This is a genomic window from Comamonas sp. (genome assembly GCF_009360615.1).
GTDB lineage: Bacteria > Pseudomonadota > Gammaproteobacteria > Burkholderiales > Burkholderiaceae_C > Comamonas.
In genome coordinates this window covers 41165-55722 of the sequence record NZ_SPEY01000017.1, presented here as the reverse complement: position 1 = coordinate 55722, position 14558 = coordinate 41165, and the positions used below count along the sequence as shown (strand labels likewise).

9 protein-coding genes are annotated in these 14558 nt (G+C 36.6%); all 9 read left to right on the top strand.

The features are described from left to right. Positions 1 to 4 precede the first annotated feature (4 nt). The 9 genes from E2583_RS03620 to E2583_RS03580 all read left to right on the top strand — a co-directional run bounded on the left by E2583_RS03620 (position 5) and on the right by E2583_RS03580 (position 14556). Positions 5 to 364: a hypothetical protein gene (locus E2583_RS03620; protein ID WP_194596674.1), complete on the top strand. Its 360-nt coding sequence runs from the start codon at positions 5 to 7 to the stop codon at positions 362 to 364. Between the two features lie 168 nt (positions 365 to 532). After that, positions 533 to 1882 carry a hypothetical protein gene (locus tag E2583_RS03615; RefSeq protein ID WP_194596673.1) on the top strand — a complete coding sequence of 450 codons (1350 nt, stop codon included), beginning with the start codon at positions 533 to 535 and terminating at the stop codon, positions 1880 to 1882. 2 nt (positions 1883 to 1884) lie between these two features. After that, positions 1885 to 3369 (top strand): conjugal transfer protein TraN, encoded by a 1485-nt coding sequence (gene traN / locus E2583_RS03610; RefSeq protein WP_291593301.1) that lies wholly within the window; start codon positions 1885 to 1887, stop codon positions 3367 to 3369. Further along, positions 3308 to 4363 (top strand): conjugal transfer protein TraN, encoded by a 1056-nt coding sequence (gene traN / locus E2583_RS03605; protein WP_291593300.1) that lies wholly within the window; start codon positions 3308 to 3310, stop codon positions 4361 to 4363. Before traN (E2583_RS03610) ends, traN (E2583_RS03605) begins: the two co-directional genes overlap by 62 nt. Beyond that, complete coding sequence (locus E2583_RS03600; protein WP_291593298.1) at positions 4360 to 5034, top strand: hypothetical protein; 675 nt, start codon at positions 4360 to 4362, stop codon at positions 5032 to 5034. Before traN (E2583_RS03605) ends, E2583_RS03600 begins: the two co-directional genes overlap by 4 nt. A 124-nt stretch (positions 5035 to 5158) precedes the next feature. Continuing rightward, positions 5159 to 6046 carry a hypothetical protein gene (locus E2583_RS03595; RefSeq protein ID WP_291593297.1) on the top strand — a complete coding sequence of 296 codons (888 nt, stop codon included), beginning with the start codon at positions 5159 to 5161 and terminating at the stop codon, positions 6044 to 6046. Between the two features lie 10 nt (positions 6047 to 6056). Continuing rightward, entirely contained in the window at positions 6057 to 8906 is a 2850-nt protein-coding gene (locus E2583_RS03590) for a DNA topoisomerase (protein ID WP_291593296.1), read from the top strand. Between the two features lie 164 nt (positions 8907 to 9070). Beyond that, entirely contained in the window at positions 9071 to 9658 is a 588-nt protein-coding gene (locus E2583_RS03585; RefSeq protein WP_194596667.1) for a hypothetical protein, read from the top strand. Positions 9659 to 9804: 146 nt separating this feature from the next. Then, positions 9805 to 14556 (top strand): conjugal transfer protein TraG N-terminal domain-containing protein, encoded by a 4752-nt coding sequence (locus tag E2583_RS03580; protein WP_194596666.1) that lies wholly within the window; start codon positions 9805 to 9807, stop codon positions 14554 to 14556. The last annotated feature ends 2 nt before the right edge of the window (positions 14557 to 14558 follow it).

Below are 14558 nucleotides of genomic sequence, written 5' to 3'. Positions count from 1 at the left end.
GGATATGGATAAGCTATCGCTTTTAAAACGAAATGGCATATTTCTTAAGTTCATTAAGGTAGAAATGCGTGATTATGTAATGTGTGCGACTGCCGTATACTCTAACCCAATAGCTATCAAATTCATTCCTCCGCAACATCTTGATGATGAAATTTTGGAGCATGTTATACATGCCGGCGAAAAGTATGTTGATCTAATTCCCAAGGAATTTTTAAGTGACTATCACTTCCATTTAATCCGTGAGTTGTATCCGTATGCACAAATACTTTCAAATGAGCCAATTAGATTAAACTCAAATGGACTCAAAGCGTTAGAGCAAGTCTATGACATCATTGGTTATCCTCAATTTAAGAAATTTGCTTAGACATACACTTTGTTGCCAAGATAGCTTTAAAATTTTAAAGCTATTTTTTTTGATTTAAATAAATATAAAATTTAATGTTTTTATTATCTAACAATTAATATTTATAAAATGTTTGAATTTTTACTATTTGTAATTAAAATAATTTAAATATAATTTTGGGTTTTTCTAATGTTTAGCAAAAAAAGTTTACTAGCTGTCAGTATCGCGATCGCAGTGCAGAATGTATCTTTCGCTGCTAATGTGGCAGATCACAACTACAATCCTAATTTGACCAAAGAGCAAACCGGTGTAGATATTAGTTCAGTAATTGATTGTGGTTACAATTACGCGAACGGGAACTGCGACAGTAGCAATCCTTCAGTACAGAAAGGCTATGCAGATGCCAACAATATTAATAAAGGTACCAATGATGGTCGAACTGCAAATAACAGCCAAGATATTTATGATCAGTCAAATACGAGTAAACTCGGTATAAATCAGATGGATGACAATCGTAATATTGTCAAATATTCCGATACTCGCGACTTAAGTAAGCAACAAAATACCATTACTGATCTCTATGGTGGCGGGGGAAATGTAGATTCATTAAAATCTACTTACAATACAAACGTTGTTCCAGATAAAGATGGCTTAGCACTTAAAAATAAGTGCCTGCAATATAGCGATCAACAGCTAAGCGAAATGACCCAAAGCCCGAATAGTGCAACATCAGATTTAGCAAATCAGTGTTTAGTAATCCGTACTGTTGCAAACACAAACGATAGTGCAATTGTTAATGGTTTTGCTGAGACCGATCCATTAAGAACATCCGTTGTCAAACGTAACACTACAAATATTAAAACAAACAATTATGTGTCTAGTGTTGATGCCAAATCCTCAGCCAGTGTAAACGCTGCAAACAGCCAAGCTTATGCGTGTGATGTTGAGCCAACTCGAACCGAATATCACACGACTACTTGTAATACAAAAAGTTTAGGTCGCCAACAAATCTGTATGCAAAATCGTGAAATCATTTGCGGAAATAATGTGACTGGTACAAGAGACCTACCTGAATGCATAGCAGGAATGGATAGAGGCACAGTTAAGTTGTCAAGTAGTAGTAACGGTAGGGTCGGCAGTTTTGTCGCAACCGATGGCGGGTTTTCTCTCAATGAGCGATGGAATGATGGTAACAGATCATCCACGGGGCGTTGGGAAATTAATTTTCTTGTAAAAAATCCCGATAAGGTCCAGATGATATTTACAAGTTTTTACTATGACAATAAAGCTGATTTTTATGTAAATGGTAATCGCGTAGCGGGGGCAGACAGTCCCAAAACAGATGGATCACAAACACTAAATTTAAATCTTCGACAATGGTTGGTTGTTGGACAAAATACCTTTGTTGTTGAAATGACTAACTACCATGGACCGGCAGGCATATCATTCAATGTAGCTATTGATCCTTCTAGTTATATGGGGTGTATGTGTAAAGAGTCTTGGAAAACGACTTGTTCTATATCAAAAGTGGAGATTTGATCATGAAGAATTTTTCTACGCTCCTTAATAGAACATTATTAATTTTAAGTACTCTAGGTGGATTGCAAACCGTTTATGCAGATTCAAGTGGGATTGAATGTAAATATACGCATAACTTTAGAGACACTTTCACTGTCACCCGACAAGACAGACCAGTAAATGTTATTAGAACTGATACGATGTTTGGCTTTGAGTGGAATGCGAAAGAATACCCGACCGATGCTAGTTGGGAATTTACTGCAAATCTCTCAAATGCCGATCAAGTGAGAGTTAGATTAAGACGTGTAAAATATGATGATAACATGTACATCTATGTGAATGGTCAAGAGATTTTTGGACGAATAGGTGGGGGGGTTGATGGTTATGATACTGATATTGATGTAGGTAGATATTTTAAAAATGGAATAAATACAATTCGGGTTAGACTGGTAAACGATATTCCTAATTGGGCGGCTATTGGTGCTTGGTTTGAATATTCGGAAGGAGGATGTACATACACAGACTTACCTCGTCCATTAATTCCACCATTGCAGGATAGTCAACGCTGTGTAGAAGAAGTCGTTTGTACCCAACCTATTGATACACGTCAATTCAACGGGGTTGATGTTACGAGAAGCTGTTGGCAGTATCAGACCAAAAGAACTTGCTATGACTTTTTAGAGGATAAATCAACCTGTAAAGAAACTCCTCCGACTGGTGGAAATTGTGAAGTTGTCTCTAAAACTTGCTTGGATGAAAACGAATACACTGTTGGGTTTAATAAGTTTAAAGGATGTACTTTATACGAGACAAAAACTAGATGTACGATTCCAATCGATCCAAAAAATATGACCCCTTCGGAATTAGCAGCTTATAACAAAGAAAATGCTGATCGCCGCTTATCATGTAAACCTGTACAAACATGTGTAGGACCGGATTGTTATATTACTGCCCAAGAAAAAGATAAACCAGATGAAGATATGCCTTATGTTTTGGCATTGCTCGAAATAGGCAACCAAGCAGGCAAATACATGGATAAAGATAATATCCGGTTATTCAATGGTGTTAAATCACAATGTAGATCAAAGCGTGGTTTTGGGGCATTAGCAGCTTGTTGCAAAGGTGGGAGTGGAACGCCACCAAAAGCACTCGATAGTAGCGGAAATAAAATTGTGCCTACTAATGAAAATGCCTTTAAAGACACATTTTCTACAGTAGATAAAAAATATAGTGACCCAAATGCCACTGCAAACCAAGAGTTTAAAAATGGTGGTGCAAATCCATATACATACGACTCAATGTATGCACCAAATGAAGCCATGTATATGTTGCAGGGTACAAGCTCAGTAGCAGAAACAGATGCCGGTAAAGAAGCTTTAGCAAGCGGTGGTGGGTCTAAACTGACAGCAATGGGTTATGGCTATTCACCATCAGGAACAGCTACAGGTGATCAACAAAGTTATAGCCAATATAGTTCACAACCAAAAAAAGGGACTGGTAATGATTAAACATAAGAAAAATCAAGCTATGAAATTCAGCTTATTGCTTACCTCGATATTATGTTTTATGCCAGTTGCCTATGCAGCAGAAACAGGGACCACGCCTACACAACCGGCACCAATTTGTACTGATGATATGGATGAGGAGGCATGTACAAGTAAACTAAACAGCTTTTGCGCTTTACCAGAAAATACTCAAAATAAAGAATGTATTGAATGGAAAACAATTCAGGATCAAGTGAAGGAGAGCGCAAACAATGATCCCAATGTTAGTACACCGAGTACTGGTGGTAGCCCAATTGGGGGGATGTCACAAGCTTTGATGTTTAGCCCTAGTGCATTTGCAGCTCAGCAAGCCATTGGACTCATTGAACAGATTTTTACTTGTAAAAGTGCAATGTCTGAGGAAGAAAAAGCATTGCCAAATCGTCTCAGTGCAAATTTATGTATATATGTGGGTGAGTACTGCTCTAAAACGGTGAAAATTTTAGGAGTTAAACTTTGCCGTACCAAGAAAAAAACATATTGCTGTTTCAATTCAACATTGGCAAGGATTGTTAATACAGAAGGAAATAAGCAATTAGGACGAGGCATGGGTGGACCAGAAAATGCCACTTGCCAAGGTTTTACAATTGATGAGTTTAACCGGATCGATTTGTCGAAAATGGACTTGTCAGAATTTGTTGCGGAAGTTACGGCAAAGTCACAAGCGAGTGCGTCAAAGAATCAAGCGTACTGGGAACAACGAAATGAAGTGAGAATGGAAAATACTTGGCAAAATGTTAATACGGAAGATATGAAGTATAAAATTCTTACTGCTGATGATCCTTATTCAGTTGTAAGCCAACCTACTGATGGTAAAGCGGCAGCACAAAGAGATGGGCGTGTTGTTCCAAATGAAAATGAGGCAAATACAACAACGACCAAAGAAACAGGTAAGAACCCTGTAAATCAGGCTGATTTAGATCAGGCAAAACAAAACTTTATCAATGGGACAAAATGATTATGATGATCAATAAATTTTTCTCAAATTTTTGTTTTTTTTCGGCTTTGATCGTATCAGTAGGTACTCATGCAGAAACTAAAACCTTAAAACCAGTACCAGATAAAAGCTTAGCCTCGACTGATAACCGTAAGGGCTTACCAGTTAACGAATTATTAAACCCAAGTTTAATTACTTCGTACGATGCACAACAAACTTCTGGAGAAAAACCACTCTACAACGAATTGTTCAAGCCTACTTTACAGGAATGGATTAAAGCGAAAGGTAAATTAACCGCCGATCCTAGTGGCTTAATCTACGAAAAAGATTATCGTATTGAACGACCATCTCAGTTTATTGAAGAAGTACCTAATTTAATTGAAAAGCAGTATTTTTATCGTCAAAGCCTTCATGCCGAATTGATCGGAAACAATGCTAAATCTATTTTAGCTTTTACCCATAGCAAGAATGGAAAAGTGTTTGTAAGTACTAGATTCAACAAAGTCTATGAACCAAAAGAATTTACGAACGAGACTGATCAAAAAAAAGAATATTCCCAATGCGTTGATATTTCTGCTCGCATCACAGTCACGAATGTACCCATGAAAAATAATTTTGGTGTTCAAACATTAGTCGATTATTGGCAGGATTTCGAAGTTCCAGTTTGTCATACGAACAGTGATGAAAGTTAAAATTTATTAAATGTTATTAAAAATAAATCAGCAAAATTGCTGATTTATTTTATTTTAAATATTAAAATTATTTCTTAAATGTTATATTATTTATTAATCCCTTATAATTTGACGTAATAATATTATGCCATCTAAATTTCAAGAATATAAGGCTATTGCAAGCAAGCTGAAACTTGTTATTGATGTACCTAATTCACTACTTGAGAATGCTATTTTCGTTGGGCTTTCTTTTGGGCTTTTTATTGGTGACAAATTGGTAATCACACTGCCATTTCTTCCAAAAAATGGTGGGGACGTTGTTGAGTATCAAAACAATCTAAGACTTGCATTCATGCAGCATGGAGCCGTTAAAAAAGTCGCTCTCTATCAAGATAATCGGTCAGGCACTTTCTTTGCTTTACCTCAGCACAAATCCAGATTTTATAGGCTGAACCAATTGTTTGAGCTACGCTGTGGTGGGTCTATAAAAAAAGTAGTTCAGTCTGAACAAATCTTAAAAATAATTCATGAAGATCAGTCCCAGAATGATGCTTATGGATTCTTTGACTCAATAAAAGGTAACTACACGTTTGAACCATTTATTGTTTTTAATCATAAATTACTTAACCAAGAAATCATTTTTGATTTAATTCCTCTAGCAGTTTTTCTAGGCTCTGGACACTACATTGATGGATATATAAATAAGAACAAAAAAGATAAGAGCCGGACCTTTGTACCAAATTACTTACCTAAACATCTTCATTACTTAAAGAACGTCAGTAATTTTCCTTTTCATAAAGATTTAATTGTAAAAACAAGAGCTTCCTCAACATTTTCGAACAATGAGTGCAAGTTTCTTTTAGATAGATTCATAAAAAAAACTTTGCGAGTTGGCGACAATTTGGACTTGGATTGGTTTGGTCGTGAATTTGGTTTTTGGGTAAATGATGAAAACGGAAATACCCTGCGTTTTTATAGCGGTAGTAATACTGACAAAGGATTTAATTGTCCTATTAATGAACTAGAGGATTGAGGTCAATATAATGCGAGTTATTTTAGCTGAGAAGCCATCAGTCGGACGTGAGATTGCACTTGCACTTGGCGGTTTTACAAAATCGCCAACAAATCGTTTTTTAACAAATCAGAAAGACTGCATTATCACTTGGGCAATCGGTCATTTAGTAGAACTACATCACCCAACTACCAGTGACATCTCTAAACTGCCAATCCTGCCAAATGATGAAGATTGGCAGTTAAACATTATTGATGCAGATGGTTATCAAGCTCAGTTCGATGTAATCAAAAAACTTTTCGATAGTCCCCAAGTTAAAGAAATTGTTAATGCTTGTGATGCGGGGCGTGAAGGTGAATTGATAGGACGTTTGATCTATCAAAAGTCTGAAACCACCAAGCCGCTTAAGCGGATGTGGATTAATTCAATGACAAAAGAAGGTCTTATTACAGCATATAAAAATATTAAAGATGCATCAGCCTATGAAGGTTTAAACCAAGCTGCTCGATGCCGCTCTAAATCCGATTGGATCGTAGGTATTAATGGTTCAATCGCAGCTACAGCAGTAATGAGTAGAATGCAGAACCTTTCCCAGATCACGGCGTTAGGGCGTGTTAAGACACCGGTTCTCACCATGGTAGTTCATCGTCAACGGGAAATTGATAATTTTGTTTCTGAACAATTTTGGGAAATTGGTGCCAAATTCGATGTTAAAGGCGAAACTTATGAAGGGAAATGGGTAAATTATGAAGAAATTTTGAAAAAACAAAAAAATCATAATGACGATCAAGAATCATCGAGTGATGAGGAGGAGGAGGAAAACAACTCTGATCAAAGCAGTACTTCGAGATTTTTTGATAAAGCTAAAGCAGACGAGATTTTGGCATCATGTCATAATGGTAAGAATGTTAAAGCTGTTTCCAATGTTATTGAAAATCAGGCTATAAAGAAGTCTAACGCTCCAAATTTATTTGATTTAACAACCATTCAATACATTGCAAATAAAAAATTTAAATTTAGTAGTAAGGTAACACTAGAGTTAGTACAGGAGCTTTATGAAAAACATAAAGCTGTTACATATCCTCGTACTGAATCAACCCATCTACCGTCAGATTATCCTGTTGAAGTCGCTCGTATTTTTGATGATCTTATGACTAAACAGAAGAATAACGCTTCTGTAGTATTTATGGCTCAGGAAGCCAAAGATCGGATAAATGTTGTTGGTAAACATATTTTTGACGATTCAAAAATTACTGACCATTTCGCAATTATTCCAACTGGTAAAGAATTAGATCCAAGTGCCACTGATGCGGTAAAAAAAATTTATTTCTTAATCGTGGAAAGGTTCAAGGCTGCTTTTTTACCACCTATGGAATATAGCGAAACTGAACGGTTCACCTTTATCGAAAATAATGCATTCCGGTCAGTAGGGAAAAGTATCATAAATAAAGGTTGGAAAGCTTTAGTTGAAGCGAATGAAGAAGAAAATGATAAAAAAGCTAAAAAGAAAGATGTTCTTTTACCAGCCTTTACAACTAAAGATGAAATTAAAACTTTATCAGTAAACTTAAACCATGGCAAAACTACAGCTCCAAAACCATTCACAAATGGTACGTTAGTACGAACAATGCAAAACATTTCTCGGTTAATGAAAGGGGACCAGAAAAAAGCATTAAAAGACTGTGGCATTGGTACTCCGGCAACCCGCGCAAACATTATTGACGAGTTGTTATCTACAACAGCTTCGAATGGCAGTCCTAAAAAAGCTATGCTTCAAGAATCGGGTAGCAATAAATACATCATCCCGACTGAATATGGAAAACAGGTTATTGAATTCTTGGAAGAAAATGGGATTTCCTCTCTAACGATGCCAGAGTTTACAGCAGATTGGGAGCTACAATTAGAAACAGTGAATAAAAATGCGGAAAAATCCGTAGATTTTATGAAGCATACTAATGATATTGTTACAGATTTCATTTCCAAGCTACAAACTGCTCATAAGAATATTCCAATCCTTAAATTAGCCGGTTGTGAGTGCCCAGAATGTGCAAATGAACTGAATTTAGAACCTCGATTTGTAATGTGTTCAAATACAAAATGTCGTTTCAAAATTCAACGTATTGTGGCTGACAAAGTGCTTTCAGATGCAGAATTACAGGTCCTAATCAAAAATAAACAAACTGGCGTTCTGTCTGGTTTTGTAAAAAAAGCTGATCCCAAAATTAAAGGTTCAAAAAATAAAGTTTTTAGTGCCGCATTGGATTTAAAAGTCAAAGAAGATGGAAGTTACTTTATTCAGTTTTATTTCCCTAAATCTAAATATGATTTAGCTTGTCCGTTGTGTAAGTCTGAAATGGAATCTACAGTTTCGAGCGTGGTTTGTACAGACAACCAGAATTGTAATTTTAGCGTCTGGCGCACCATCAATGAGAGAAAGTTGTCAGAAGATGAAATTAGGACTCTAATTCAAAACGGAACTACAGACGTGCTGAATGGTTTTAAAAGTGCGCAAGGAAATAATTTTGCAGGAAAATTGGTTATAAACCATGAACAAAAGCGAGTGGGTTTTAGTTTTGATGGTGTAGACGCTGCAAATACTGGTGAAGAAAGTAAAGACAAATGTATGCAGGATGGTTGTGCAGGACTTTATTTAATCGCAGGTAATCGTTACAAGTGCAATACATGTGAAAGTTGGTATACATCTAAGCCTAAAATCGCAACTAAACCTTTCTCAACTGCCCAGATGTCAAAATTATTCAAAGGAAAAACTGTCACTCATTCAATAAAAGTGGATGACGGAACCGGCAATGAAGTGACAAAAAAGGCTGAGTACTATATCGACCCTAAGACAAAGTACATGCGATATAATATATTGGATTAAAACAAAACGCCCAATAGGGCGTTTTTTATTTATTAATTTTCAGATTACATTAATATTTAATAACAATAATTTCCTAGTTTTTTATAATACTTTTATATAATATTAATTCATTCATATCAAAACTTGGAGTTTTTTTCGATTTCACTAAATTGTGAGGTGTCACTATGGGTATTATTTCCAAACTATTTAAAAGCGTTGAAAACAATAGCAAGACATCTATTGTTGATGAAAAAATTGCGTTAATGGAACAACATTTTATCTTAAGTGGCAATGTGTACCGTAATCGAGATAACTCAGTTCCAAATTTAGATCAATTTTTAAAATTAAATCTTAGCATTGATGACTATGTATATTATGTGCATGGAAAATCACAGCAAGATTTGCAAAATCAATTAGCATTCAAATCTAATGCAAAGCGAATCACCAAGAAGTCTGCTATGGACAACCGGTTAAGCTTGAAAGAAAAGAAAAGTCATAACAAGTCTAAACGCATTGATGGATTACTAAATGAGTTTTACGATTTTGGAATGTTCGCACCATTTGGCGTATATCATGCAGCCAATAAATTTGGTTTGCACACGTTAAATCAATATAACCTAGCAACTGGTTCTGCAATGGGTGCCGTGTTCTTAGGGATGGGTGCAGTTGACTCAAGCACCACCATGTTTGATGAGACAATTACAGGCTCAATCAATGAGACACTCAACGATGACATGCGTGACTTCAATTCTTCTAGTAACGATCTTTTTTAAGTTCAATCTAAGTTCAACTCCTTAAAAGCCTAATTAATATTAGGCTTTTTGTTTTTAATAATTAAAAAACATTTCAGTAATAATTATTTATTAAGGGCTTATTATTCTATAATATAATATTGTGCTAATAATTTAGAATATATGCGATGGCAAATGCAGATTTTGTAATTTATACACTTGGCGACACTGATACTTTTGAGGCTATGTTGCAGGGTGTTGCGTTGATCTTTCAGGACCCATTATATTCGGGGAATGCTGCATTTGGCTTGGGCTATGGTGTACTCCTAGGCGTTTTTATTCTTTTCACAATTGCGCTGTACCAGTCGGTATTTACGCAAAAGTTTGAACTAAAAATGTTGATCGCACCATTGATATTCTATGTCATGCTTACTCTACCTAAAACTACCGTCACAGTAGTTGATGTCTACAATCAAGCCCCTACTAAACAAGTTTCGAATATTCCAATTGGGTTAGCTTTACCACTCAACTTAGCGAGTAGTGTCGCGTATGGCTTCACAGAATCCATGGAGAAGGCATACAGTACGCCTAATAGTCCAAGACTGCTGACTGACGGCTTCGCTTCACCTTTAAAAACACTATACGCATTGCGCTATATAAATATTAGTGATGAAAGCCCTTATATTTCAAATATGATTAATCAAGTCTATCAAAGTTGTATCGTTGGTAATTCTAGGTTTGATCCTGATGAATATAAAAATTCACCTGATGCGTACACATATTTTATCAATTTTTTATATACAAGCTCTGCCGGCATCGTAACACTACGCAATATTGATGGTACCTCTGAAACTTTTAGTTGTTATGAGGCAGCTAACAAACTTCAAACATCATTTGAATCTTTTGTATATGGAAATGGGGCAACAGCCGGAACTCTAAATTATAATTTTAAAAGAGCATTAAACGGCGCACTATTGCTCTCAAACAGTTCTGGTTCACTTAGTAAAACCCGTGACTATAACGATGTCATGAATAGTTTCGCTCAAATCACAGATTTGACAGCTCAAGATGGTCGTCAGTTTCTATTAAACACTTTATTTAATCAGCCACTTCAATCAGCTTCATTTTGTGCAAATAATCAAGGATCAACTGATTCTACTTCAACAAATATGGCTCATTGTACATCTTGGGTACAAAGTGAAGCTCAGCTTGCAGAGGATAATGCTGCGGCAGCAACAGGCTTCGTAAGAATGCTACAAGATGGTCAAAATATTCTACTATTTTTGGCAATCCTTCTTTTCCCACTTGTAGTGATCATGATCGTATACATGGGAACAAAATCAGTAGTAGTTGTAACCAGTTATTGTATGTATCTCGCATCCGTATATCTTTGGATGCCGATCGCGAGCATTATTAATTTTTACTCCTATATAAGAATTACGGACACAATCTTTACTTTTTCTGGTTCTAATTCTGGAAATCTGTTTGGTATTTCAGATTATCCTGCATTCTATCAAGCCGTAAGTGATTCACTATCACTCGCCAATGGTTTAACTGCGATCATACCAATTTTTTCTATGATGTTTTTCTCTGGGCTGACCATGGCTGTTGTTGGATTCATGAGACGTTCAGATGTAACTAAATCCTCATATTATGATGCTAAACAAAATGTACCAGATGCTATTAGTGGATCGCCTTTTGCAAATAAAACTTCAATGACAACATCAAATGGCTTGGGGGCGGTTACTGATTCAAATGGTGGTAAAGCTTTTACAACGTCATCATCTCAATCATTTGAAGCAACAGGCTCTCAAATGGTTGCGCTGCAAAAAAAGAAGTCTATTTTAGAAAGTCGTTCTGATAGTCTCACAGCTCAAATTAATAGTTTAAGTTCCCTATCAACAAATGGGGGAACAACTGAGAATAATCTAAGTAACGTTCGAGATCACACTAGGAAAGATATAAGTTCTGGCTCAGGTTATAACCAACAATACTCTGAAACAGATAGTGGTATTTATACTCAAAATGGGAAACGCACGCAGCTTAAAAGTGATGAAAGTGATGTAGTAACTGCTACAAATCAAGTAGGCGTAAATACTGGTGCAGGCATTGGTTTAAAGGCAGGAAAAGGGACCACATTTGCTGATACTACATTAGCAGCAGATGGAACACCGGCTGCATTACAGAATGCGAGTACAGAACAAACTGCTGCAAAAGGTTCTGGAGATAATGCCTATTCTCTTGGTTTCGTACAAGTTAAAGCCGGTTCAGCAACAATTGCGCAGGCAGGCTATCAAGATGCGGATCGGGGTGTAATGAGTGGTACCGAAAAAAATACCATTTATAAAGGGTCAGGGAATCAGCAGAAAGAATATTCAGATAGCCACTACCAGATAACAGGCGGTTATCAAGATAATAAAGTACTTGATGGAAAGTCACATGGTTTAGATAAAAATGTGAGTGTCGCATCAAATGAAACGACAAAGGAAAGTCAAGCATATAAAGCTTCTCTCACACAAGCACTATCACAAACCCAAGCAGAATTAGAGCAAGTGAATAATGCTATTTCACAAATAGCAGCGTCTAGTTTTACTGTGAACATGCTTGATTCAGATGTAATGCATCGTATAACAAGACATGAATCTGTACGTGCGGACTTAGACCGTATCGATCGTGAAAATAAAGAACGTTATGGGGATAAATGGGAAGATGCGAAGCGCATTGCAGCAGCTCATGCTCAAGTAACTGAATTAGCTGTATCTCAATTTGCTAACCCTGAACAATTTGCTTATTACACAATAGTAATGGCAGGCATGAGCATGAACTACGAGTCTGCAAATGCTACATATAAAGCATTAACAGGATTTGATGCTCCATCTCATGAGTTAAATGACAATCTAAGATCAGTTAACACCGACTGGTCTAAAATGAATGTAGACCATAGAGATTTAGCCGGTACTTTTGCAAAATACTTTGGTTCAAATGCTAATTTGGATGGGCAATATGCCTATTTAGCCGGAGAGTTGGAGGTTAGAGGGGATAAACAGCAACAAAATATGATTATGGTGTATAACTCTTTTTTACATGCAGGCTTTACACCTAAACAAGCAGCTATTTTGACAGCCGAAGTAGGACGCGAAAATAGCTTCAATTCATCATCTTTGTATGGCACACACTATGACCCAGAAAAACAACATTTAACCAATGGGGGAATGATCAGCTTTAACCAAGATCGTAAAATCGCCTTAGATCAAGAAATGATGGCAAAAGGACTGGTTTCACGAGGAAAAGTTGGTTCTGCATCCTATGTAGAGAGTCAAGCTTCTTTAGATGCAATGGCTCAATTCATGCATAAAGAACTTTCAGGTAATAAACGTTACGCAACAGCTTGGGCTGCATTAAATAGTGATACCAATACAATCGATCAAATTCATTATGCTGTTGGTAAGAATTACATCGTCTGGCGCATTGATGATGAAAAATATCGCGAAAACGGCGAAAAAAATAGAAAGGATTTTGCTGAACGTCTAAATAATGAATTGGTCTCACAATCAAAAGCAAAATTTGAACCTAGTCATATAAGTCAAATGTCATCGGCAGATTTCGCGGCAGCAAATAATCCAAGCCTTTCATCAGCACTTTCAAAAACAGGGCTAAAAGGACAAATTTTGGGTGATGGGCTAGTCGATAATAAATACATTGCTAATGCAGGACTTCCGATTAAAGCTCCAAGTCACAATAAGGACCAAGCTTACGGCGGTGGTCAGTCCCGAGGTTACACAGTTGAATTTGCACATCTTACAAATCAACACCTTGGAGGGAAGATCAAATACTTTTCTGGGTTTAATGATGAATATCATCAAAACGTTGGCAGTACTGGCAAACATGTACAAGGAAAAGCGTTCGATATAGTACTTAGTAATCCTAGTGATGCAAAAAAAGCAATTTCAGAGATGCAGGAATTAGCCAAAAAACACGGTTATAAAGTAGCTTTTGTTAATGAATATGAATCTAAATCCAAGGACTTTACTGGACAGCATCTACATGTCTCGGTCCTCGGACGTGATGGAGGCTACCAGAATAAGATTTCAAGAGAAATCGAGGAAAGACAAATTGCTGCTGCAAGCTCACTAAATAAAGCAGATTTAACCAGAACACAAATTGCTCGACCCGTTAAAAGTGATGTGGGTAGCTTTATTCCCCAAGGACATGGTGCGGATTATCGTGGACCAAATGCGTCTGATTTGGCAGTACGTCATGAGCAGAACAGGCAACAAAGCCAACAACAATTTAATAAAAATACATTGTTGACGCACGGTATAACTGTCTCTCCGGATAAAAATGGTGAAGATTTGCATTATTCGGTGGGTGACAAAGGAAAACTAGCTGAGAACTTGAATGCTCCGATTGTTTCAGGTGATGTAGCAGTAAAAATGCTCAAAGAAAATGTTATGAACACTATTGAGCGTAATAAAACTATGCCTGCAAATTTGCACCTAGATCGGGCTATGTCAAAAACTGATGAAGAAAAAACTCCTCAATATAGTGATTTTAATCTTTCACGACAAAAATACGTTGAAAAAGAAACACAAGTGAATGACCAAAAATTGACGGAATCAACAGGATTAAATCGTCAAGAAGTTGGGCAAGACCGTAGAAAAATTGAGGAAAATAATGACCTAAGTAGAGCGGATTTGCAGAAAGGTCTAAATGAGAAAGTGCAACAAGAAAAAGAGCGTAGGTTTGAAGTGATTAAGGATGAGCTAAGGGATAATCCTGTTCCAAGAGAGCGTCATGGTCCTACATCATTAAACTCAGCACTTGTCGCCAAAAACTATACGCCAGACCCAGATAGTTCAATGTTGACCGCAGATAATATAACCATGGTCGAAGCTGTTCAACGATATAACGCGAAACGCGAAGCAAAAGATAAGGAATAAGA